General features: G+C 36.9%; 18 protein-coding genes and 1 pseudogene. 18 read left to right on the plus strand and 1 reads right to left on the minus strand.

The window, feature by feature from the left end:
• Nucleotide 1 precedes the first annotated feature (1 nt).
• From pta to ACMZ6Z_RS05275, 3 genes are all read left to right on the plus strand, one after another.
• Nucleotides 2–997, plus strand: a complete 996-nt coding sequence (pta, locus tag ACMZ6Z_RS05265) for a phosphate acetyltransferase (RefSeq protein WP_416131560.1) — start codon at nucleotides 2–4, stop codon at nucleotides 995–997.
• Between the two features lie 310 nt (nucleotides 998–1,307).
• On the plus strand, nucleotides 1,308–3,137 hold the full coding sequence (gene lepA, locus ACMZ6Z_RS05270; protein WP_416131561.1) for a translation elongation factor 4: 1,830 nt from the start codon (nucleotides 1,308–1,310) through the stop codon (nucleotides 3,135–3,137).
• A 21-nt stretch (nucleotides 3,138–3,158) separates the two neighbouring features.
• Complete coding sequence (locus ACMZ6Z_RS05275; protein ID WP_416131562.1) at nucleotides 3,159–3,515, plus strand: hypothetical protein; 357 nt, start codon at nucleotides 3,159–3,161, stop codon at nucleotides 3,513–3,515.
• 616 nt (nucleotides 3,516–4,131) lie between these two features.
• Here the strand turns inward: ACMZ6Z_RS05275 and mscL are convergent.
• Nucleotides 4,132–4,500 carry a large conductance mechanosensitive channel protein MscL gene (gene mscL / locus ACMZ6Z_RS05280; RefSeq protein ID WP_416131563.1) on the minus strand — a complete coding sequence of 123 codons (369 nt, stop codon included), beginning with the start codon at nucleotides 4,498–4,500 and terminating at the stop codon, nucleotides 4,132–4,134.
• Nucleotides 4,501–4,643: 143 nt separating this feature from the next.
• Between mscL and dnaG the strand changes: the two genes are divergently transcribed.
• From dnaG to ACMZ6Z_RS05355, 15 genes and pseudogenes are all read left to right on the plus strand, one after another.
• A complete protein-coding gene (dnaG, locus tag ACMZ6Z_RS05285; RefSeq protein ID WP_416131577.1) occupies nucleotides 4,644–6,431 on the plus strand; it encodes a DNA primase in 1,788 nt (595 codons plus the stop codon).
• An 8-nt stretch (nucleotides 6,432–6,439) separates the two neighbouring features.
• Nucleotides 6,440–7,552 carry an RNA polymerase sigma factor RpoD gene (gene rpoD, locus ACMZ6Z_RS05290; protein ID WP_416131564.1) on the plus strand — a complete coding sequence of 371 codons (1,113 nt, stop codon included), beginning with the start codon at nucleotides 6,440–6,442 and terminating at the stop codon, nucleotides 7,550–7,552.
• A gap of 164 nt (nucleotides 7,553–7,716) precedes the next feature.
• Nucleotides 7,717–8,055 carry a metal-sulfur cluster assembly factor gene (locus ACMZ6Z_RS05295; RefSeq protein ID WP_416131565.1) on the plus strand — a complete coding sequence of 113 codons (339 nt, stop codon included), beginning with the start codon at nucleotides 7,717–7,719 and terminating at the stop codon, nucleotides 8,053–8,055.
• A gap of 13 nt (nucleotides 8,056–8,068) precedes the next feature.
• A complete protein-coding gene (locus tag ACMZ6Z_RS05300; protein WP_416131566.1) occupies nucleotides 8,069–8,995 on the plus strand; it encodes a glycosyltransferase family 2 protein in 927 nt (308 codons plus the stop codon).
• 58 nt (nucleotides 8,996–9,053) lie between these two features.
• Nucleotides 9,054–9,905 carry a dTDP-4-dehydrorhamnose reductase gene (gene rfbD / locus ACMZ6Z_RS05305; protein ID WP_416131567.1) on the plus strand — a complete coding sequence of 284 codons (852 nt, stop codon included), beginning with the start codon at nucleotides 9,054–9,056 and terminating at the stop codon, nucleotides 9,903–9,905.
• Between the two features lie 110 nt (nucleotides 9,906–10,015).
• Nucleotides 10,016–11,167: a beta 1-4 rhamnosyltransferase Cps2T gene (gene cps2T, locus ACMZ6Z_RS05310; protein WP_416131568.1), complete on the plus strand. Its 1,152-nt coding sequence runs from the start codon at nucleotides 10,016–10,018 to the stop codon at nucleotides 11,165–11,167.
• Nucleotides 11,157–12,083 carry a glycosyltransferase family 2 protein gene (locus ACMZ6Z_RS05315; RefSeq protein ID WP_416131569.1) on the plus strand — a complete coding sequence of 309 codons (927 nt, stop codon included), beginning with the start codon at nucleotides 11,157–11,159 and terminating at the stop codon, nucleotides 12,081–12,083. Before cps2T ends, ACMZ6Z_RS05315 begins: the two co-directional genes overlap by 11 nt.
• Nucleotides 12,084–12,096: 13 nt before the next feature.
• Nucleotides 12,097–12,903: an ABC transporter permease gene (locus ACMZ6Z_RS05320; protein WP_416131570.1), complete on the plus strand. Its 807-nt coding sequence runs from the start codon at nucleotides 12,097–12,099 to the stop codon at nucleotides 12,901–12,903.
• Nucleotides 12,903–14,126 carry an ABC transporter ATP-binding protein gene (locus ACMZ6Z_RS05325; protein WP_416131571.1) on the plus strand — a complete coding sequence of 408 codons (1,224 nt, stop codon included), beginning with the start codon at nucleotides 12,903–12,905 and terminating at the stop codon, nucleotides 14,124–14,126. Before ACMZ6Z_RS05320 ends, ACMZ6Z_RS05325 begins: the two co-directional genes overlap by 1 nt.
• Before the next feature lie 20 nt (nucleotides 14,127–14,146).
• On the plus strand, nucleotides 14,147–15,583 hold the full coding sequence (locus tag ACMZ6Z_RS05330) for a glycosyltransferase (protein ID WP_416131572.1): 1,437 nt from the start codon (nucleotides 14,147–14,149) through the stop codon (nucleotides 15,581–15,583).
• Complete coding sequence (locus tag ACMZ6Z_RS05335; RefSeq protein WP_416131573.1) at nucleotides 15,580–17,346, plus strand: rhamnan synthesis F family protein; 1,767 nt, start codon at nucleotides 15,580–15,582, stop codon at nucleotides 17,344–17,346. The genes ACMZ6Z_RS05330 and ACMZ6Z_RS05335 overlap by 4 nt, the downstream gene beginning before the upstream one ends.
• A 1-nt stretch (nucleotide 17,347) precedes the next feature.
• On the plus strand, nucleotides 17,348–17,545 hold the full coding sequence (locus ACMZ6Z_RS05340) for a hypothetical protein (RefSeq protein ID WP_416131574.1): 198 nt from the start codon (nucleotides 17,348–17,350) through the stop codon (nucleotides 17,543–17,545).
• Between the two features lie 740 nt (nucleotides 17,546–18,285).
• Nucleotides 18,286–19,821, plus strand: a pseudogene (locus tag ACMZ6Z_RS05345) (LTA synthase family protein).
• Nucleotides 19,821–20,762 (plus strand): glycosyltransferase family 2 protein, encoded by a 942-nt coding sequence (locus tag ACMZ6Z_RS05350; RefSeq protein ID WP_416131575.1) that lies wholly within the window; start codon nucleotides 19,821–19,823, stop codon nucleotides 20,760–20,762. The pseudogene ACMZ6Z_RS05345 and the gene ACMZ6Z_RS05350 overlap by 1 nt, the downstream one beginning before the upstream one ends.
• Entirely contained in the window at nucleotides 20,734–22,791 is a 2,058-nt protein-coding gene (locus ACMZ6Z_RS05355; RefSeq protein ID WP_416131576.1) for a hypothetical protein, read from the plus strand. Before ACMZ6Z_RS05350 ends, ACMZ6Z_RS05355 begins: the two co-directional genes overlap by 29 nt.
• The last annotated feature ends 404 nt before the right edge of the window (nucleotides 22,792–23,195 follow it).

Raw genomic sequence — 23,195 nt, forward strand, 5'->3', positions numbered from 1 at the left:
AATGGAAGGAATTCGTTCCCTTTTTGGTAGTTTACGTGAAAAAGTCGCAGGAAAGCATGTTAAAATTGTTTTCCCTGAGGGTAATGACGAGCGTGTCGTTCGTGCAGCTGCACGCTTGAAATTTGAAGGATTGGTTGAACCCATTATCTTGGGACAAGAAGAAGATGTCAAAGCTTTATTAGCAACATTAGGCTTTGAAGATCCGCATTTGCAAATCATCAACCCTCAAGATTACGCTGCATTTGAGGAGATGAAAGAGGCATTTGTGACTATCCGTAAGGGTAAGGCCAGCTTAGAAGATGCTGATAATATGCTTCGTGATGTGAACTATTTTGGTGTGATGTTGGTTCAGATGGGGCTTGCTGATGGTATGGTTTCAGGAGCGATTCACTCGACAGCAGATACGGTTCGCCCTGCTTTGCAAATCATCAAAACAAAACCAGGTATTTCACGAACATCAGGTGTGTTCTTGATGAACCGTGAAAATACAAATGAACGCTATATCATGGCTGACTGTGCCATCAATATTGACCCAAGCGCTCAAGAGCTAGCAGAAATCGCTGTTAACACGGCTCAAACAGCAGCTATTTTTGACTTGGATCCTAAAGTAGCCATGTTGAGTTTTTCAACAAAAGGTTCTGGTAAATCACCACAAGTGGATAAAGTAGCAGAAGCTACCGCATTGGCCAAAGCCATGGCACCTGATTTGGCTATAGATGGTGAATTGCAATTTGATGCTGCCTTTGTGCCAGAAACAGCAGCGATTAAAGCTCCTGATAGTGAGGTTGCTGGTCAAGCCAACACCTTTGTGTTTCCAGACCTCCAATCTGGAAATATCGGCTACAAGATTGCCCAGAGATTAGGCATGTTTGATGCAATTGGCCCTATTCTTCAAGGTCTTAACAAGCCTGTCAATGACTTGTCACGCGGCTCAAGTGCTGATGATATCTATAAGCTAGGGATTATCACGGCAGCTCAAGCTTTGGAAGAAAAATAATCGCGCCAATGAAACAAGCAGTCCATAGCCACTGCTTATGGTTTATTTGAATGAGAAATTAAAATGATGAGGTTAGGATCTGAGGTCCGACCTCTTTTTGTGTATCAGTTCAAAAAGACAAGTGGAGTAGTATCGCTTTCACCAAAACCTTAAAGCAAGTGAGATAGAAAACCCTATTGATTTAGACCTCTTTTGTAGTGACGGCTTCATGGTATCTCAAGGTTTATGTGTTAGCCTTATCTTATGCTTTTTCTTAGGCACACTTTTTGCTATAATAAAACTAACGATTAAATGACATAGGACAAACAAAATGAATAGCGAAGACTTAAAGAAACGCCAGGAGAAGATTCGTAATTTCTCCATTATTGCTCATATTGACCATGGAAAGTCGACATTGGCTGACCGTATTTTAGAAAAGACAGAGACGGTTGCTAGTCGTGATATGCAGGCTCAGTTGCTTGATAGCATGGATTTGGAGCGTGAAAGGGGCATTACCATCAAGCTCAATGCGATTGAGCTTAATTACACTGCTAGAGATGGTGAGACCTATATTTTTCACTTGATTGATACTCCAGGACACGTTGACTTTACCTATGAGGTGTCACGGTCTTTAGCGGCTTGTGAGGGAGCTATCTTGGTTGTTGATGCGGCTCAAGGTATCGAGGCGCAAACACTTGCCAATGTCTATCTCGCTTTGGATAATGACTTGGAAATCATGCCTGTCATCAATAAAATCGACTTGCCAGCAGCAGATCCTGAACGTGTCCGTGCAGAAGTAGAAGATGTTATTGGACTGGATGCGTCAGATGCTGTTTTAGCCTCTGCCAAAGCTGGTATCGGGATTGAGGAGATTTTAGAGCAGATCGTTGCAAAAGTCCCAGCTCCTAGTGGTGATGTGGATGCGCCTTTACAAGCTTTGATTTTTGACTCTGTCTATGATGCCTACCGTGGTGTTATCCTTCAGGTTCGTGTGGCCAATGGCATCGTCAAGCCTGGCGATACCATTAAACTCATGTCCAATGGTAAGACCTTTGATGTGACTGAGGTCGGTATCTTTACTCCCAAGGCTGTTGGACGCGATTTCTTGGCGACTGGTGATGTTGGCTACATCGCAGCTTCTATCAAGACGGTTGCAGATACTCGCGTAGGTGATACCATAACCTTGGCACATCATCCAGCCAGTCAACCGCTTGCTGGTTATAAGCAGATGAACCCAATGGTCTTTGCCGGTCTTTACCCAATAGAATCTAATAAATACAACGACTTAAGAGATGCTTTAGAAAAATTACAGCTCAATGATGCCAGTCTTCAATTCGAACCTGAAACCTCTCAAGCCTTAGGCTTTGGTTTTAGGTGTGGTTTCCTGGGGCTTCTTCATATGGATGTGATTCAAGAGCGCTTGGAGCGTGAATTTAACATTGACTTAATCATGACCGCACCGTCAGTGGTCTATCATGTCAATACCACAGATGGCGATATTCTAGAAGTTTCTAACCCGTCAGAGTTTCCGGAACCAACTCGTATTGCTACGATTGAAGAACCTTATGTCAAGGCACAAATTATGGTACCACAAGAGTATGTTGGTGCTGTGATGGAATTGGCCCAGCGTAAACGTGGTGACTTTGAAACCATGGAGTATATTGATGATAATCGTGTTAATGTTATTTATCAAATTCCACTAGCAGAAATTGTTTTTGATTTCTTTGATAAACTCAAATCGTCAACGCGCGGTTATGCTAGTTTTGACTATGACATCTCAGCCTATCGTCAATCACAGTTAGTTAAAATGGATATTCTACTAAATGGCGATAAAGTTGATGCGCTCAGCTTTATTGTTCACAAAGAGTTTGCCTATGAACGCGGGAAATTTATTGTGGATAAATTAAAAATCATCATTCCTCGTCAGCAGTTTGAAGTGCCTATCCAAGCTGCTATTGGTCAAAAAATTGTGGCACGTACGGATATCAAGGCTCTTCGTAAAAACGTTTTGGCGAAATGTTATGGTGGTGACGTTTCGCGTAAACGTAAGCTGCTTGAAAAACAAAAAGCTGGTAAAAAACGTATGAAATCCATTGGTTCGGTAGAAGTCCCACAAGAAGCATTCTTGAGTGTGCTTTCAATGGATGATGACAAGAAATAAGTTGAAATAATATTGGAAATGATGACTCTTACGAAGAGAAAGCTACAAACAACCATTGGTGAATTATCCATTCACTACCGAAAAGGAAATCCAACGCTTATTTTTCTCAGTGGTGTTGGTAGTTTTCCGATTGGGAATTATATTTTGATTGCTCATAGTATTGCTGATATCCTGGGACTTAGATTAATGACTGAGCGATTAGGATGCAAAGGATTTATAGGAATTGAGCCTTCCACAGTAGCCATTTTGACGGGAGTCGTTGATTATCCTGAAGAATTTGGACGAGTAAGCCAAACTATTTCTGACATGGGTGTTGAAAACTATTTACAAGAAATCTCACGTCAAGGATTGAATGACAAAGAAAACAAGGCTCTTTGAGCTGCTTTTGAGAAAACTGAGAAGCGTTTATCCACTATTGATGACTCTGATTTTGCTGTCTTTCCAAATTTGAGTGAGAGTAACCTAGCTAGCCTACCTAGTATTTCAAAAGATATTCCTAGCTTTATCTTTAGCCAAGCTTTTCGAAAAAATGAATATGAGGCATCAGAGTATCACAATCAAGAAGGTAAATGCCACCTATATCTGACTGGAGGTCATCATTATTTGCACTGGACAGAAAGTGAAGCTATTTTGAACGTTATCAAATCTCTTTCGTGATAAATTATTTGATTTTTCATCTTATTGCTTCAAACGAGGACTTCTTCACTATTATTAAAAGCAATCTTGTTTTTCTAGGTGATTAGAGTTTTGAACTGCTCCTTGTCAAGTGGACCAAAAATAATAAAAATTTAAGTAAGGGTCTTGTTCCTCATTCTAAGAGGGCAAGGCTCTTGTGTTGCGATCTTGAAAAGGTATTCCGTATTTTTGAGTTAGACTATGGAAGTATTTTGAGTCAACAGTTTTTGGGAAACAGGTGTAGCTGATTCGGATATATTGTTTGATTTTGTGAAAAAAAACCACAGATGGCGATCTGTGATTTAAAATGGTTTTGAGATTATTTCTTCGCTAAAAGGTCACGAATTTCTGTAAGCAGTTTTTCTTCTTTGGTGAGAGTGGGTTCTTTGGCATCGTCATTGTTGGGAATAACTTGTTTTGCTGCTTTGACAACAAAGAAAAGAATTGTCCCCACAATTAAGAAGTTAAGTACAGCACTTAGGAAATTACCATAGGCAACCCCATTCCATCGTAGCTCAGCAATGCGTTCTGCATGAACGGCCTTTAACACAGGGTTCAACAGTAGAGGTGTGATAATATCTTCAACTAATGAGGTGATGATGGCTCCAAATGCCGATCCAAAAATAACAGCCACAGCCAAATCAACAATATTCCCTTTAAATAAAAAGGCTTTTAATTCTTTAATCATAATAAATCCTTTCTTTAACTAGAGGGTATTATACATCAAAGCTAAATCGCTGGCAAAAGATTTGATTGTTTTGTTTTACACCTGCTAGTGATAATGTTATAATGTCAGTTAAGGCAAAATTGGTTTTTTGTGGAGGTGATGTCATGATTTTGGATAAGGCAAGCATTGCTCAAATCAAGCAAGAAACCAATATTGTAGATGTTATTGGAGAGGTTGTTGCGCTCTCAAAAGCAGGGCAGAATCATCTGGGTCTATGTCCCTTTCATAAGGAAAAAACGCCATCATTCAACGTTATCGAAGACAAGCAATTTTACCATTGCTTCGGTTGTGGAAAATCGGGTGACGTTTTTAAGTTTCTTGAAGAGTATCGGCAAATTCCATTTAAAGAGGCGGCAGCAGTCTTAGCAGAACGCTTAGGTATGGCGATTGAGGTGACGACAAATAATCACCAAAAATCAACGCACCCTCATGATAAGTTATTTCAGATCAACGCAGATGCCAATACCTTTTTTCAGGCTGTTTTAATGACAACTAAGCAAGGAGAGGCCGCGCGGCAGTACTTGTATGATAGAGGGCTTACGGATGAGTTGATCAAGCACTTTAATATTGGTTTGTCACCTGAAGAATCTGATTATTTTTACCAATATTTATCGAATAAATATGAGAATCACTACGATGAAGAGACCATTCTAAATTCTGGCTTGTTCCATTTCTCTGAAACAACGAATCGTATCTATGATGCTTTCCAAAATCGGATTATGTTTCCCCTGACCAATGAACAGGGGAAGGTTGTGGGCTTTTCTGGGCGAGTATGGACGAAAAACGATTCTCAAAAGCAGCAGGCCAAGTATAAAAACACGCGGTCGACGCCTATTTTTAACAAATCCTATGAGCTTTACCATCTGGATCAGGCAAAACCTGTCATCGCCAAAAAGCGGGAAGTCTATCTTATGGAAGGGTTTATGGATGTCATTGCTGCTTATCAAGCGGGCATCGTCAATGCCGTAGCCTCTATGGGAACCGCATTGACCAAGGAACATGTTACTCATCTGAGTCAACTGACTAACAAAGTGGTCTTAACCTATGACGGGGATGCTGCGGGACAACATGCCATTGCTAAGTCTTTAGACCTCTTAGCCTCTTTTTCGGTGGATGTAGTCACTATTCCTCAAGGCATGGATCCAGATGATTACTTGAAGGCTACTTCTGAAGAGGCCTTAGCTACCTTGTTAGAGACGTCTCGGATCAGCCAAGCGGAATTTTGGATAAGTTACTTGCTCCCTGAAAATAGTGATAACCTTCAAAATCAGATTGCTTATGTTGAAAAGATAACAAGCATTATTGCCAAAGAGCCGTCCATAACAGCGCAGAATACTTATATCAATAAAGTCGCTGATTTGATGCCTGATTTTGATTACCAGCAAGTAGAGCAGTCTGTTAATAATGTGCGTCTGTCTATGCGACAAACGATGGCACAAGGTCAGGTTCGTGAGCCCGTTTACATTGACATGCCCATTGTCAAGCAAGTCTCTGCTCTCAAAAAAACAGAAAATCATCTCTTTCATCGGATGCTGTTTCATCCTCTTGTCTTAAATGACTTTAAACTAAGGCAAGATTTCCACTTTAGCACACCAGAACTTGATGCGCTCTACAGCTTGTTATTGGCTCATGGCGAATTAACACCCTTTGAGCTATCGGCTCAGCCAGACAATGTTCAGCAAGCCTATTATCAAGTTTTGGAAGAGCAACTTCCAGAAGAGATTGGTCATCATGAAATCGCTGATTTGGAAAGGCATCGTGACCGTTTATTAGCTCAACAAGAGATGCGAAAACAAAGTCAACTGATTAAAGATATTAGCAACAAAGGCGATCAAGAGTTGGCACTTGAAGCTTTACAACAACTTATTGCACAAAAAAAAGGTTTAGAATAGAGGGAATTATGGCAAAAAACACTAATGACATGGTTACATTTAACGTTCAGGTTGCAGATTTTATCCGTCACCATAAGCAAGCTGGGACAGCGATTGACACTGAAGTGACCGAAAAATTGGTTATCCCTTTTGGCTTAGATGCCGATCAAATTGACGATTTATTGGAGCGCCTGACAGATGGTGGTATTTCGATTACCGATAAGGATAACAATCCATCAACCAAATATGTGGTAGAAGCCCCAAAGCCTGAAGAGTTAACTGATGAGGAACTTCTTGGGAGTAATTCAGCCAAGGTCAACGATCCTGTCCGGATGTATCTCAAAGAGATTGGTGTTGTTGCCTTACTAACCAATGACGAAGAAAAAGAACTAGCTATCGCCGTTGAAAATGGTGACCTGCAAGCCAAACAACGTCTAGCGGAAGCAAACTTACGGTTGGTTGTGTCGATTGCTAAGCGCTATGTGGGTCGAGGGATGCAATTTTTGGACCTAATCCAAGAGGGTAATATGGGGCTGATGAAGGCTGTGGATAAATTCGACTATTCGAAAGGCTTCAAGTTTTCGACCTACGCTACTTGGTGGATTCGTCAAGCAATCACACGTGCGATTGCTGACCAGGCTAGGACCATTCGTATTCCAGTTCATATGGTTGAAACCATTAACAAGCTAGTTCGTGAACAGCGTAATCTCTTGCAAGAATTAGGGCAAGACCCAACGCCAGAGCAAATTGCAGAGCGTATGGACATGACTCCTGACAAAGTGCGTGAAATACTGAAGATCGCTCAAGAGCCAGTGTCTCTTGAGACACCAATTGGTGAAGAAGATGACAGTCATCTAGGTGATTTTATTGAGGATGAAGTGATTGAAAATCCTGTTGACTACACGACTCGAGTGGTTCTACGCGAGCAGTTAGATGAGGTTCTTGATACCCTAACAGATCGTGAGGAAAATGTCCTACGCCTACGCTTTGGGCTTGATGATGGAAAGATGCGCACCCTAGAAGATGTCGGCAAGGTCTTTAACGTGACACGTGAGCGTATTCGTCAGATTGAAGCCAAAGCCCTCCGCAAACTCCGCCACCCAAGTCGTAGCAAACAACTAAAAGACTTTATGGAGGACTAAAACAGTCTAGGAATAGACTGTTTTAGGTGCTCTACCAAAAATAAGGACCAGGCCAGTCTAAAAATAGTCTGCTCTGGGCGTTCTGCTAGAAATGAGAGCTAGCGTAGTTGAGTAGACATTTTTAACTGTCTTAATTCCCAATAAGCTACTTTGAAAGGAAAATCATGTCAGATACAACTCCCTATACTGAAGAAGCTATTGCTGATATCAAAAAACGTATCCTAAAAGCTTTGGAAGAAGTGATTGATCCTGAATTGGGGATTGACATTATCAATCTCGGTTTGATCTATGAAATCCACTTTGAGCAGGATGGTAAGACACAGATTGATATGACTTTGACGACCATGGGATGCCCATTGGCAGACTTGATCACCGATCAGATTTACGACGTTGTTAAAACCGTCCCTGAAGTGACAGCAGCAAAAGTTCGTCTGGTTTGGACACCAGCCTGGTCGGTAGAACGCTTGAGTCGTTATGCACGAATAGCACTCGGTGTTCGCTAAGAGAAAGAAACCTATGAAAACATTAAGTTTAATCATTCCATGCCATAATGAAGAGGAAACGATTTTACCCTTCTTGGAAGCAACGCAACAAGTAGAGAAAAGACTGTCTAGTCAGCTCCTTTTTGACTACATTTTTGTCAATGATGGCTCTAAGGATAAGACTTTAAAAATACTGAGACAGGTCTCAAAACGTTTTGCCAATATTCATTACTTATCACTGTCTCGCAATTTTGGGAAAGAAGCGGCTTTGTTGGCAGGATTGGAAGCGGCTAGAGGGGATTATATCACAGTGATGGACGCTGATTTGCAAGACCCACCAGAATTACTGATTGACATGTACGCGAAAATCCAAGAAGGATTTGATGTCGTTGGGACACGTCGTGCGAATCGTCAAGGTGAGCCAGCTTTGAGATCTTTTTTTGCCAGATCTTTTTATTGGTTGATTAACCGGATTTCAAGTACTGAGATGGTTGATGGTGCTAGAGATTTTCGCTTGATGACCAGACAAGTTGTCGACAGCGTTTTAGAATTAGGCGAGGTCAATCGTTTTTCTAAGGGGCTCTTTTCTTGGGTTGGGTATGAGGTCACCTACCTGTCTTTTGATAACAGAGAAAGGGTTGCAGGAGAGACGTCTTGGTCCTTTTGGAGTTTGTTGAAGTACTCTATGGATGGCTTTATCAACTTTTCAGAAGCGCCTTTAAATCTGGCTTTATGGGCTGGAGCAGGCTCATTTATGGTCTCTGTTTTAGGTATTGTATTTGTCATTGTCAAAAAATTACTTCTTGGCGATCCTGTTGCTGGCTGGGCAAGTCTTGTAACCATTATCTTATTCATTGGAGGGATTCAATTATTGGCCCTTGGTGTCATTGGAAAATACATTGCTAAAATTTTCTTAGAGACTAAAAAACGTCCTGTTTATATTATTAAAGAAAAAGGGTGAAATACAGCCCTTTTTTTGGTATACTTTCTTTAGAAGAAAACTTTCAAGGAGATAAGGTATGATATTAGTGACGGGTGCTAATGGGCAATTAGGAACTGAGCTGCGTTATTTATTAGATGAACGTAAGGAAGCCTATGTTGCGGTTGATGTTGCAGAGATGGATATTACAGACGAAGCAAAGGTTGCTGAGGTTTTTGAGCAAGTGAAGCCTAGCCTGGTTTACCACTGTGCGGCTTATACAGCGGTTGATGCTGCAGAGGATGAAGGAAAAGAGCTCAACTACGCTATCAATGTTACTGGGACAGAGATTATCGCTAAAGCAGCCGCAAAGCATGGTGCTACCTTGGTTTACATCTCAACAGACTATGTTTTTGATGGTGAAAAACCGGTAGGGCAAGAATGGCTTGAGTCAGATCAGCCTGACCCTAAGACAGAATACGGTCGTACCAAGCGTCTTGGTGAAGAGGCTGTTGAGCGCTATGCTAAAGAGTTCTATATCATTCGTACGGCATGGGTATTTGGCCATTATGGTAAAAATTTTGTCTTTACCATGCAAGAATTAGCTAAAAAGCATCCTCGTTTGAGTGTTGTTAATGACCAGCATGGTCGCCCAACGTGGACACGTACCTTGGCTGAATTTATGACCTACTTGGTGGCTACCAACCAAGCCTTTGGTTATTACCATTTGTCAAATGATGCCGATCAGGATACGACTTGGTATGACTTTGCACTTGAGATTTTAAAAGATAGTGATGTTGATCTTGTCCCTGTGGATTCCTCTGCTTTTCCGGCTAAAGCCAAACGCCCACTTAATTCCACAATGAGCTTAGCAAAAGCAAAAGCAACAGGCTTTGTGATTCCCAAGTGGCAGGATGCCCTTGAAGCATTTTATAAGCAAACAACAAAATAACCATCACATCATCTCTTTTGGAAAGCCCTCCAAGAGAGATTTTTAAATACCGCAGGATGCTAAGTTATGGTATAATAGATTATGATTGTATCCGATAGAATGGAGTTTTTATGCGCCATGTTTTTATAATAGGTAGTAGAGGCTTGCCCGCCCAATATGGTGGCTTTGAAACCTTCGTTGAAGCCTTGGTGAGTCATCAGGTGAGCCATCAGCTCAAATACCATGTTGCATGCTTGAGCGATGACAAGACAGGGCAACACTTTGATTTTCGTGGAGCTGATTGTTTCACGGTTAATCCCCCAAAACTTGGACCAGCTCGGGTGATTGCTTATGATATGATGGCTATTCATTACGCCTTGTCCTATATTAAAAAGCATGACTTGAAGCGACCAGTTATCTATATTCTTGGCAATACGATTGGCCTTTTTATGTCGCTTTTTGCTAGTCAGATTAAGGCAGTAGGAGGACTGTTACTGGTCAATCCTGATGGTTTGGAGTGGCGTCGTACCAAGTGGTCTAAGCCTGTCCAAGCCTACCTCAAGCAATCAGAAAAAACAATGACCCGCTTTGCGGATCTCATCGTCGCAGACAATGAGGGGATAGAAGCCTATCTCCAAAAAGCTTACCCATGGAGTCAGACGTGTTTTATCGCTTATGGGACAGCGACTGCCTCATCTCCTTTGACACCTCAGGAGCAACAGGTAAGAGCTTTCTTTGACAAATGGCATACGGTGGAGCAGGATTATTACTTGATTGTCGGGCGTTTTGTCCCTGAAAATAACTATGACATTATGCTGAGAGAGTTTCAAAAGAGTCAGACGACCAAGAAATTGTTGATTATTTGTAATCATGCTGGCAATGCTTATTTTGAAGAACTGGCTAAACAAACCGGCTTCCAATCAGACCCTCGTATCCATTTTGTAGGGACAGTGTACGATAAGGACTTGCTAACCTATATCCGCGAGTCTGCCTATGCTTATCTGCATGGTCACGAAGTGGGAGGGACTAACCCTGGTTTATTAGAGGCCTTGGCGCATACAGCAGTCAATCTAGTCCTTGGCGTTGACTTTAATCGAAAAGTAGCCCAGGAAACAGCTTTGTATTGGTCAAAAGAAGAAGGGTGTTTGCAAGAACTTATTGATTCTGTGGATGCTGGCGACTTTAGGCATTTGGGAGATGAAGCCAAGTCTCATATCAAGGCTAACTATACTTGGCCAAAAATTGTGGCAGAATACGAGGAAATGTTGCTAAATGAAGGTTAATATTGTCATGTCTACCTATAACGGGGAGCGGTATCTTGCTGAGCAAATCAAAAGCATTCAGAATCAGACTTTCAAAGACTGGACACTATTGATTCGTGATGATGGGTCTACGGACGAGACTAGAGCTATCATCAGAGCCTTTGCCAAAGAGGATTCTAGGATTCGATTGATTAATGATGGGCAAGACGAAAACTACGGCGTTATTAAGAGCTTTTACCATCTGGTTAAGTTTGCTGAAGCGGATTATTATTTTTTTAGTGACCAAGATGATGTCTGGCTACCTGAAAAGTTGGCGATTACCTTAACAAAAGCTCATGAAGTCGGCTATGACGGTCCGATGCTGGTTTATACCGATGTCACAGTGGTTAATCAAAATCTCAAGATGCTTCAAAAAAGCATGATCAAATCCCAATCACATCATGCCAATACTGAGTTAGTCCAAGAATTGACCGAAAATACAGTGACCGGTGGGACGATGATGATCAATAAAGCCCTAGCAGATTACTGGCAAACCTATGATAATCTTATCATGCATGACTGGTACTTAGCCTTGCTGGCAGCAGCCTTTGGTAAATTAGTCTATATCGATCAACCAACGCAGCTGTATAGACAACACCAAGCTAATGTTCTAGGAGCTAGGACTTGGTCTAAGCGCCTAAAAAACTGGCTCAAACCTTCTCAACTCATGGCTAAATATTGGTGGCTCATTACCTCAAGTCAAAAGCAAGCAGAGCAACTGCTAGCACTTGGTTTATCTGAAAAGTCCAGAGATTTGGTGGAAACCTATGTCAGTTTAACGGATCAACCGATGATAGAGCGTTTGCGACTGATGAAACAGTATGATTTCAAAAAAAACCGACACTTTCATACCCTTGTGTTTAGAGCGTTGCTAGTGACGAAGTTAGGTTATCAATAAAATTGGAGAAAAAATGAATTATTTTGATAAAAAAAATCGCATTTTATTACGCGAAATGGTCAAAACAGACTTTAAATTAAGGTATCAAGGCAGTTTGATAGGGCACTTGTGGTCAATCTTAAAGCCAATGATGCTATTTACCATTATGTACCTTGTGTTTGTAAGATTTTTACGATTTGACGATGGGACACCGCATTACGCGGTAGGTTTACTACTTGGTATGGTTACATGGAGCTTCTTTACAGAGGCAACTTCCATGGGGATGATGTCGATAGTTGCTCGAGGTGATCTGTTACGAAAATTGAATTTTTCAAAAGAGATCATTGTGTTTTCATCAGTTATTGGAGCGGCTATTAATTATGCGATTAATCTTCTAGTGGTTTTTATCTTTGGGTTGATTAATGGTTTGCAACCTTCACTTGGATTGTTGGTTGTCCTTCCATTATTTGTTGAATTATTGTTACTATCGGTTGGAATTTCTCTTATGTTATCGTCTCTTTTTGTCAAGTTTAGAGATATTGGTCCTATTTGGGAAGTGTTAATACAAGCTGGTATGTATGCGACGCCAATTATTTATTCATTAACGTTTATTTTACAAAGAGGTCAAGATAAAATTGCCAAAATCATGATGCTAAATCCTTTAGCCCAGATTATTCAGGATTTAAGACATTTTATCGTTTATTCTGGAAGTTTAAGAGGCTGGGATTTGATTGGTCATAAGTGGATTGCTATGATTCCTTATCTCTTACCTATTATTGTCTTTTTTATTGGACTAGGAGTATTTAGAAAAAATGCCAATCGTTTTGCGGAGATTCTATAATGTCAAATAAAACTATTGCTGTAAAAGTTAAACACGTAAGTAAGTCCTTTAAGCTACCAACAGAGAGCACACAAAGTTTAAGAACGACCCTTGTCAATCGTTTCCGAGGTATCAAAGGCTATAAAGAGCAACAAGTGCTTCGAGATATTGATTTTGAAGTAGAAGAAGGTGATTTCTTTGGCATTGTTGGTCGAAATGGTTCTGGAAAATCAACGCTTCTAAAAATTATTTCTCAAATTTATACCCCTGAAAAAGGAAGCGTGACAGTTAATGGCAAGATGGTCTCCTTTATTGAACTGGGAGTTGGATTTAATCCTGAGCTGACTGGTAAAGAAAATGTCTATCTTAATGGAGCCATGCTTGGTTTTACAACCGAAGAGATTGACAATATGTATGACGATATTGTCGAATTTGCTGAGTTAAAAGACTTTATGAACCAAAAACTGAAAAATTATTCTAGTGGTATGCAAGTACGTCTTGCTTTTTCAGTTGCCATTAAAGCTCAAGGTGATATCTTAATACTTGATGAAGTTCTTGCAGTTGGTGATGAAGCTTTTCAACGAAAATGTAATGATTACTTTTTAGAGCGTCAAACGAGTGGAAAAACAACCATTTTAGTGACCCATGATATGGGGGCTGTTAAAAAATATTGTAATAAAGCGCTTTTAATTGAAAATGGATTGGTTAAAGCTTACGGAAATCCTAATGATGTTGCGAATCAGTATAGTGTCGATAATACTGTTTCAGAATCTTATCAACAAGAAAATACGGAACTAAAAAACACGAGAAATGAAAAACTTGTCGTTAATCATTTAAACGTAAAACTGTTATCACCTTCAAATACAACACCTAGAGAGAAAGTGACATTTGAGGTTTCTTATGACGTCCTACAAAATGTTGAGACTTACGTTGTGTTTTCGTTAACAGATATTGATCGTAATATTTGGATATACAATGACAATACTTATGATTTAATGACGACTACATCAGGACATAAAACATTTCAGTATAGTTGTTCACTTGATCAGGTGAATGATATGAATTTACAGCTTCAAGTTACTGTTTTAGGTAAATCAAAAGAGATGTACGCTTATGCAAATGCTGAAAATTCCCCAATTATTATACTCAATCGTGATGATATTTTACGCGATGATTTATCAGCTTTAGACTCAGCATCCGGTATTATTCAGCGTAATGGTTCATGGAAAATGATTTCAAATTAATTGATAAAGGTACATTTGTTATGGAAAATATTCAAATCAGCGTTATTTGTACTAGTTATAATTACGAACAGTATATCACTAAGGCTTTAGATAGTATCATTAATCAAAAAACTAATTTCACATTTGAAATCATTGTCGTTGATGATTGTTCAACGGATTCTTCGAGAGATATTTTAAAAACCTATCAACAACAATATCCAAACCTAATTCGACTTTTTTTTAATGATAAAAACAAAGGTTTGACACAAACATGGATTGACATTTGTAAAGAAGCAAAAGGAAAATATATTGCTAGATGTGACGCTGATGATTATTGGATTGATCTTAATAAACTACAAAAACAATTTGATGTATTGGAAAAAAAACCATCATTTTTGTGGTGTAATACTAGCTTTAATATTGTAGACAAAAATGACAATACTATCGCTGAGGATGTTTTCCGTCATGGCACGATTGCCTATGCCAATACTTATGAAAAAATGATTGCTACCAAAGGAATGACTTTAACCTCTTCCTGGCTTGTTGATACAAAACTGATGCAAGCGGTAAATAATGTCATCGATCCTTTTTCTGTTGACGATGGCTTTCCAATGCAATTGGAATTCTTTCAAAAAACAGATCTCGCTTTTATTGATTCTCCTTGTGTGGCTTACCGCCTGACCTCAAACTCAGATTCTCGTCCTGATTCTGAAGAAAAGATGATCAAAAGAATCAATGGTCTTTTATCAACTCAATTAGAGTATGTCGATAAATACCCTCATCAAGACATGAAAAAAATTGCAAAAATATTGATGGAGCATGATGCCAAGCAAGAGCACAGAATTTACAGGTTAAATAAAGAAATTAGTGATATAAAATCAGACAAAATAGTTAGCTATTTGCAACAAATCCGAAAAGAAAAAATAACAATTTATTTTGATGAAGATCATTCTGGTTTTAATCAAGATAGGATAAAACAATACCCTTTGCATGCTAAAGATGAACTTGACATTATTATCCCAGATAATTGTGAACAGATTCGTATTGATATGTCAGAATGTACTAGTTTTTATGATTCGATTGCTCTGATCTCAAAGGAGACGGGGACTCAGATAATGCCTAGCCTGACAAATGCAATTGTATTAGAAGATTCGTACATTTTCCCGGACTCAGATCCTCAAATGTTATTTGAATTGCCTGAATCGATTTATGGTAAAGCGTTCATTCTGAAATACACCAGTAGTGATGTTAGTAATATTTATTCTTCAAATTATATCGGCAAAAAATTAGCTCGTGATCTTAGCGCTTTAGAGACAAAATATAGGGAACTCTTAGTTGAGAAAAAACGATTAACCGCTAAAAATAATGAACAAAGAACCTTGATAGACGAGGTTACACAAAAGTATCATAGTGTCATTTTTTCAAAAAGATGGTCAATTCCCACAAAAATAATTAATTTCTTTAGGAGAAAAAAATGAAACGTTTACTTCTATATGTGCATTTTAATCAGCATCAATCATTAAGTTCACATGTTCGTTACCAATTAAAACAGATACGATCTTTATTTTCGACGATACTTTTTATTTCAAACAGTCCATTGAATGATGAATTAGTCAATGATTTAAAAAATGAAAGACTTATTGATACGTTTTGCCAACGTGAAAATAGTGGTTTTGACTTTGCAGCATGGCGTGACGGTATGTTAGAAATTGGATTTGAACAGTTAAAAACATACGATTCCATAACAGTGATGAACGATACGTGCTTTGGTCCTCTTTGGGATTTGAAAGATTATTACCTCAAGTTTGAATCTGATCAAACAGTTGATTTCTGGGGGATGACCAATCATCGTATAGCTCAAAAAACAACTCATTCATTGGGATTTCCCGAACATTTGCAGAGTTATTTCATGGTTTTTCATAAAGCAGTTATTTTAAGTGATGTTTTTGAAACATTTTGGAAAAAAGTTAAAAATCACCAAAATGTACAAGATGTCATCACTGACTATGAAACTCGTGCGACAAGCTATTTAACGGATGCAGGTTTTAAATACAAGGCTGTTTTTGATACGACTAAAGAAGAGGTAGATCAATTACCTCATGCGGACTTTTCATATTACCATCCGACTGCCATTCTTCAACACAAAGTCCCCTTTATTAAAGTTAAGGCCATTAACGCTAATCAACATATTACGCCCTATTTATTGGCGGAAATTGAAAAAACAAGCCAGTATCCCGTTGAATTAATTGTATCGCATATGTCAAAAATTCATTATCCCGATTTAACATATTTGCTGGGGCGTAAGTATCTTAAAGAAACAAGCACTTGGAGGTTTATTAGTAAAAAAACTGCTGTTCATCTACATGTTTTTTACGTTGACTTGCTTGAGACATTTTTAGAAGCATTTAAAAGTTTTCATTTTGTTTATGATTTGTTTATCACAACAGATAACGAAGAAAAAGAAGGTCTTATTCGAGATATTTTAGAGGAAAATAATCAGGAGGCTAAAATAGTCATTACTGGAAATATTGGTCGTGATATCCTTCCAATGTTAACATTAAAAACTGAACTAGCCAAATATGACTATGTGGGTCATTTCCATACTAAAAAATCTAAAGAAGCTAGTTTTTGGGCGGGAGAATCTTGGCGAAAAGAACTGATCGAGATGATGATTATACCTGCGAATAAGATTTTATCTCAATTAGAAGAGGATCCAGAGTTAGGGTTAGTCATAGCAGATATTCCAACATTTTTCCGCTATAATAAAATTGTTAATCCTTATAATGAACATCGTATTGCTCCAGTAATGAATGATTTATGGAAAGAGATGGGAATGCAAAAAACCATTGATTTCAATGCTTTTCATACCTTTGTGATGTCTTATGGTACTTTTGTTTGGTTTAAATATGATGCTTTACAATCATTGTTTGACTTAAATCTCGACGAGAGTTCTGTCCCAGCAGAGCCTCTACCGCAGAACTCAATCCTTCATGCCATTGAACGATTGCTGATTTATATTGCTTGGGATAAAGGTTACGATTTTCGAATCTCAAAAAACTCAAGCGAGTTAACCCCTTTTATTGATAACAAATTATTAAATGAACGATTAGGTACATCATCTTATCCATACGTTGATTTCAATTATTTAGGTGGTATCAAAGGAGCAATGAAGTATCTTTTTGTCGTTCAACTTAGAGCAATAAAGTATATTTTAAAAAGGTTGAAGGAGAAGTTGATCTAAATTGAAGTTATTTTCGAAAGTTAAGGCTTTTAGATTACGCAAAGAATTTGTTCTTTTCATCGCCATTACTGGTATTACAATAGCGGTTTGGAATTTTCAGCTTCTAGCAGCAACTCCACTTACTGAAGAATTGACATTATTTTCAAAGCTATTATTGTTAGTACCATTTAGCATTATCTTTTTAGCATTATCTTTTTAGCATGGTTCATATCATTTAGTTTTACAACATCTTTTTATCTTAACTTAGATTTAGGAATAGTCATTTACTGGATATTATCTTATTTCTTAAAATGGACTAGAAATATCAATAATCCTAAATTTTATCCTGAATCCATTTTCAAGAATCATTTTTTTGAATGGAGAGGGATTTTGGTAGCCTTTAGTGTCATTGCGCTAGTCTATTTAATAGCTTTAGTACGAAAAAAAGTTAAAGAAAGAAATCCAAGAATTGAGATTATCTGTTTAGATAGTAATAATGAGTATCTTGTTGTTTTACTTTTAATTGTGTTATTAGATAGTCAATTAACAGAAGCTTTAGCATTTAGTTTAGAACCTTTTTTGGAAATAAGGGATATAAAAAGCTATGTGCTTATCTTGTTACAAAATGTCTTAATCACTCAAACATTGTTTGCCATCCTTCTTTTTATGGCAGACAAAGCCATGAAAGCTTTAGTTCACAAAAAAGCTGACTTTTATTTAACGGTTATGACTTCTTTAATGCTTTCATTGCTGTTAAATTTTGGTATGCAATTTACTGTTCGAGGTGATATCAATCTTTTTGAAAAATTTATCTTTCCGGCAGTAACACTCTATCAACTATTATTCTTTTTTACGATTTTTCAATTCATTTATTTTATAGTCAATCGCTTTGTTCAAACGACCCTATTATTGTGTGCGATTTCTAGTATCATGGTTATGGCAAATCATATCAAATTCGCAATGCGCAGTGAGCCAATTTTAATAACAGATCTTATTTGGCTCAAAGAACTTAGTACGCTCATAAGTTTTACAAGTCCAGAAATAGTACTAGTTATATTTGCGATTATGATAACTTATATTATTAGTTACCTTTATCTCAGATCTTATTTTCAAAATAAGCCTATCGTTCATCTGAGATGGAGAATTTTGGGTTCACTTTGCTTGCTAACCTTGATGTCAGCTAATTTTTATGTATTCTCTAAGGAAAAAGCTAAAGAAATTTCACCAGGGATTCCGATTATTTCGACGTTAAATAACTGGAATGATATTGCTTGGATGGGGTTCAAAGCTAATGCACAACTCAAATCAGTAAGCTATGTATGGACAAAACAAATGACTAAGTCTATTATGGAAAAACCAGAGGGTTATAGTTCAGAAAGCACCAAACAAATAGCTTTGAAGTATTCTGAGTTAGCAAAGCAAATCAATCAAAATCGCTCAAAGAACATCAATGATCAGACAGTCATATTTATTTTAAGTGAGACGTTATCAAATCCGTCAAGACTTGATGGTGTTCATTTGTCTCGAGATGTACTTCCTCATATTGATCAAATAAAAGCTCAGACAACCAGTGGAACAATGAGGACAAAGTTTTACGGAGGAGGAACAGCCAACTTAGAATTTCAATCTCTAACAGGGCTTCCTTACCATCACTATAGTCCATCCGTCTCAACATTATACACAGAAGTTGTTCCTAAGATGAGAGTGTTTCCTTCCATCAGTTCCCAATTTAATTCAGAAAATCGTATAGTCATTCATCCATCAAGTGCAGGAAATTATAGTCGTCATTCCATCTATCGAACCCTTGACTTTAGTAAACAGATATTTTTAGAGGGTTCTTCTGAGACTTTAACAAACCCTAAATTTGTAGGTGTGAGTATGAGTGATGAAACCGTCTATAATAACATCTTAGAAAGAATAGCAGATGATAAATCCCAATTTTTTTCTGTTATTACCATGCAAAATCATTCGCCCTGGTTAGTGGGAGAACCAAGTGATGTTATTGCTTCTGGAGAGAATTTCTCAGACAGTTAAAATGAACTGCTTATTGAATATTCCAGATTATTGACATATACAGATAATGCTACAAAAGATTTTATAGATGCTTTAAGTCAATTAGAAAATGATGTTACCGTCATTTTTTATGGTGATCATTTACCTGGTTTATATCCAGATAAAGCCTTTAAATATCATCCAAACAGTCAGTTTGAGACAGACTATTTTATATGGTCAAACCATGATAATCAAAAATTAGATTATCCATATCTAAATTCAAGTGATTTTATTGCTGCACTGTATGAACATACTAACTCTAAGGTAACTCCTTATTACGCATTGTTAACAGATATGTTGAAGGAGGTGTCAGCAAATCAATACGATTCTAATAAAGATTCACAAGAAGCTAAAAGAGACTTAGAGTTGCTTCAGTATGATATTAGTCTTGGTAAGGGCTATATTCAAGAGAATCTTAACTTTTTTATAATAGGAGATACATAATGACAGAAAAAATTGCTGTACTACTACCTGCTTATAACGAAGAAATGACTATTCAAAAAGTTATTTCTGATTTTAAGCACTATCTACCACAAGCAGATATTTACGTTTATGATAATAATTCCAAGGATAAAACTAATGAATTAGCTCTTCAAGCAGGTGCTATTGTACGTTTTGAACCACGTCAAGGAAAAGGTAATGTTGTTCGTTCAATGTTCCGTGAAATTGATGCGGATTATTACATTATGGTGGACGCGGATGATACATATCCAGCAAACGAAGTTGAAAAGCTATTGGAGCCATTACGTACAGGTATGGCAGATATGACTATCGGAGACCGCTTGTCAAATGGAACTTATGCAAAAGAAAATAAGCGTGGTTTTCATGGATTTGGGAATAGCTTAGTCAAAAATCTTATTAATTATCTCTATAAAGGACATTATGAAGATATCATGACAGGGTATCGAGGATTTAATCGCCTTTTTGTCAAGACTTTTCCAGTTTTATCTCCAGGTTTCGAAGTCGAAACAGAACTCTCTATTCATTCATTAGATAAACGTTTTAAATTAGTAGAAGTTCCGATTACTTATCAAGATCGTCCAGAAGGTAGCGAATCAAAATTAAATACCTTTTCTGATGGTTTTAAAGTATTAAAAATGATTTTTAATCTCTTTAAAGATTACAAACCACTCTTATTTTTCAGTTTAGTGAGTGCTGTATTATTCATTTTGGGATTGCTAGTGGGCATTCCAGTTATTAGTGAATATGCCCAAACAGGATTGATTCAAAAAATGCCTTCTGCCATCTTAGCAACTGGTCTAATGATTTTATCTTCTTTAGCATTTGTAGCAGGATTTATTTTAGACACAATCGTTCGCCAAAATCGCATGCAATATGAATTAAAAATCTATGATTATGTTGAAAGAAATCGAAAAAATGGTTAAAAAGTTGCGTTTTATTATTGGAAACGGGCTTGATTTTGTAATAAAATTTAGATTTATTATTGCAGCCATATTATTTATCTCTAGCATCAGTTTTGAATTACACGGTAGTTCAATTTCAAATTGGAATAATTTTGGAGTAAAGGAACTTTCATCAGGAAAAGCTTCAAAAACTATCAATCAATTTTCAAATTCAGAAACGATTGATTTAGTAAAAGAATTTGAAAATTGGATTACTATTCCTCAAAGATCAGATGGAACTTTAATTGGTGTTCCTAGAATGATTAGAACGGATGAATGGCTAGTCCAAACACCATTTTTTATTTCACAAGCAAATACAGGTAATCAATTTAATAATAAATTATATGGTTTATCTGGACAAAATATGGTTTTAGCTTATAATGCACCCGTTTTTGATATATCGGTTATAGGAAAACCATTTAACTGGGGCTTTTTATTTCTCGGGCCATCCAGAGGACTTTCATGGTACTGGAGTTTGAAATTGATCGGTCTGTTTCTTCTTTCGTTTGAATTTAGTATGATTTTAACGAAAAAGAATAAATTGCTTTCGATAATAGGATCCTTTTGGATTACATTTACACCATCAATTCAATGGTGGTTTATGCAACATTTGGGAGATATTATCTTCTTTTCACTGGCGCTTATGGTCGGAGTCTATCAATATCTTAGACAAAAAAAATTGCTCAATAAGTTATTATTTTCATTCTTAATTGGTAGCTCTATTATTGGATTTATCTTAGTGATATATCCCGCTTTTCAAGTCCCTTTTGCCTATGTCATATTATTATTTGTACTGATTGAATTAATAAATAAAAAACGAGAAAACGGATTTAATAAAGTAGATTATTTCATTATCCCATTAACACTCTTTTGGTCTGTATCAATTATCTTATTTACCTTAATGAGAAGTAAAGAAGATTTGCAATTAATTCTATCAACTGTTTACCCTGGACAAAGGATATCGGTAGGTGGGGAGCTTTCTTGGTCTCGTATCTCTGATATATTTATGACAATTTTATTGCCATTTAAAATTCCAACCCATATTAATCAAGTTGAAGCTTCAAACTCAGTTTCATTATTACCATACATTTTACTGACATTACCTTTTGTTCTTAAAAGAAAAGATATCAAAAATAATATTTTTCCACTTTTTTTAACTGGTTTTAGCCTGTTTTTGTTATTTTACACTTTTATTGGAATACCAGAGGTATTTTCCAAATTAAGTTTATTTAGTTTTGTTACTTCAAGCCGATCATGGCAAACATTGTCAGTTATTGGTGTATTTTTGTCATTATGGTTTATCTCTTATATTTGGGACATAATTTTTCTAACAAGAAACAAAAAAGCATCTTTACTTTTTATAGGAATCATTATTACTGCTGGATTATTGATGCTGACCATTCAAACTTCAGATTACTTAAGTTTCTTAGGAAAAAAATATTTATTGGCCATATCTTTGGTTTATTTAATTATATTTATAACCACCATTTTTAATTTTAGAAAGCTATTGACACTCTTACTGTTACCAATAATTTTGTTTAGTGGTGCTGCTGTTAATCCACTTGTTAAAGGATTAGGTGTTATCACAAATAAAAAGTTATCTCAAAAAATACAAGTCCTAGTAAAAAAAGACAAGAATGCTTTATGGCTAGCTGAAAATAATCTATATAACTATCCTCAAATGTTTGGTGCTAAAACAATAAATAGTGTTAGATTTTATCCAGATATAAAATTGATGTCTAAATTAGACCCTGAAAATAAGATGGAAAATTCCTGGAATAGGTATTCTCACATGCATATGTTATTGATAAATTCTGAGACTGAGATGTCAGTTGGAGAAGCTCCTGATGTTTTAGAGGTTAATTTAAACTTGGATGATTTTAAAAAAATAGGTGGTGATTTTATAATAACAAATCGAGAATTGTCCAATCAAGTAAGCTCTAACTTTAAAAAAATTTATGCTGATAAAGATGGAAATAGAATATATCAATTGATTACAGTGAATAAATAATGTATAGATTGTATTGAGAGATTGGTACAAAGTAAAACGATTATAAATCAGATGATAAAAAGTGGCTAATAAAAGAGCTAAAGTATAATAGACTTATTAAGTACTTATTTTGGAATCTTTTAGCAATATTGTCCTTAAACTAATTTATAAAGCATATATTTTGTGATTTTTTAAGTGATAATAATTTTTGTTTTTAAGTTTTTAAAGCTATTAGTGATACAACTTTTGAAAAAGAAGATTCGCAAAAATAGTTTTTAATCATTTCTTAAATCATACGTAAGCGCCCAATAACAAAGTATATTGAAAAAGGCTCCAAAGTCCTGTTGACTCTGGAACCTTTTTCTAGTACGACGGGCATGTTGTACATCTGAGGTGAAAGTCCTTCGTGGTAATCGCCCAATAAC

This window comes from Streptococcus pluranimalium, assembly GCF_047785705.1.
GTDB classification, from domain to species: domain Bacteria; phylum Bacillota; class Bacilli; order Lactobacillales; family Streptococcaceae; genus Streptococcus; species Streptococcus pluranimalium_A.

Excerpts from the sequence above, each read along its gene's own strand:
- rfbD (WP_416131567.1), top strand. The coding sequence starts at position 9,054 with ATGATATTAGTGACGGGTGCTAATGGGCAATTAGGAACTGAGCTGCGT.
- ACMZ6Z_RS05355 (WP_416131576.1), top strand. The coding sequence starts at position 20,734 with ATGTTGAAAGAAATCGAAAAAATGGTTAAAAAGTTGCGTTTTATTATT.
- ACMZ6Z_RS05330 (WP_416131572.1), top strand. The coding sequence starts at position 14,147 with ATGGAAAATATTCAAATCAGCGTTATTTGTACTAGTTATAATTACGAA.
- ACMZ6Z_RS05320 (WP_416131570.1), top strand. The coding sequence starts at position 12,097 with ATGAATTATTTTGATAAAAAAAATCGCATTTTATTACGCGAAATGGTC.
- pta (WP_416131560.1), top strand. The coding sequence starts at position 2 with ATGGAAGGAATTCGTTCCCTTTTTGGTAGTTTACGTGAAAAAGTCGCA.
- ACMZ6Z_RS05335 (WP_416131573.1), top strand. The coding sequence starts at position 15,580 with ATGAAACGTTTACTTCTATATGTGCATTTTAATCAGCATCAATCATTA.
- rpoD (WP_416131564.1), top strand. The coding sequence starts at position 6,440 with ATGGCAAAAAACACTAATGACATGGTTACATTTAACGTTCAGGTTGCA.
- ACMZ6Z_RS05295 (WP_416131565.1), top strand. The coding sequence starts at position 7,717 with ATGTCAGATACAACTCCCTATACTGAAGAAGCTATTGCTGATATCAAA.
- dnaG (WP_416131577.1), top strand. The coding sequence starts at position 4,644 with ATGATTTTGGATAAGGCAAGCATTGCTCAAATCAAGCAAGAAACCAAT.
- ACMZ6Z_RS05275 (WP_416131562.1), top strand. The coding sequence starts at position 3,159 with ATGACTCTTACGAAGAGAAAGCTACAAACAACCATTGGTGAATTATCC.
- mscL (WP_416131563.1), bottom strand. The coding sequence starts at position 4,500 with ATGATTAAAGAATTAAAAGCCTTTTTATTTAAAGGGAATATTGTTGAT.
- lepA (WP_416131561.1), top strand. The coding sequence starts at position 1,308 with ATGAATAGCGAAGACTTAAAGAAACGCCAGGAGAAGATTCGTAATTTC.
- cps2T (WP_416131568.1), top strand. The coding sequence starts at position 10,016 with ATGCGCCATGTTTTTATAATAGGTAGTAGAGGCTTGCCCGCCCAATAT.
- ACMZ6Z_RS05315 (WP_416131569.1), top strand. The coding sequence starts at position 11,157 with ATGAAGGTTAATATTGTCATGTCTACCTATAACGGGGAGCGGTATCTT.
- ACMZ6Z_RS05350 (WP_416131575.1), top strand. The coding sequence starts at position 19,821 with ATGACAGAAAAAATTGCTGTACTACTACCTGCTTATAACGAAGAAATG.
- ACMZ6Z_RS05300 (WP_416131566.1), top strand. The coding sequence starts at position 8,069 with ATGAAAACATTAAGTTTAATCATTCCATGCCATAATGAAGAGGAAACG.
- ACMZ6Z_RS05325 (WP_416131571.1), top strand. The coding sequence starts at position 12,903 with ATGTCAAATAAAACTATTGCTGTAAAAGTTAAACACGTAAGTAAGTCC.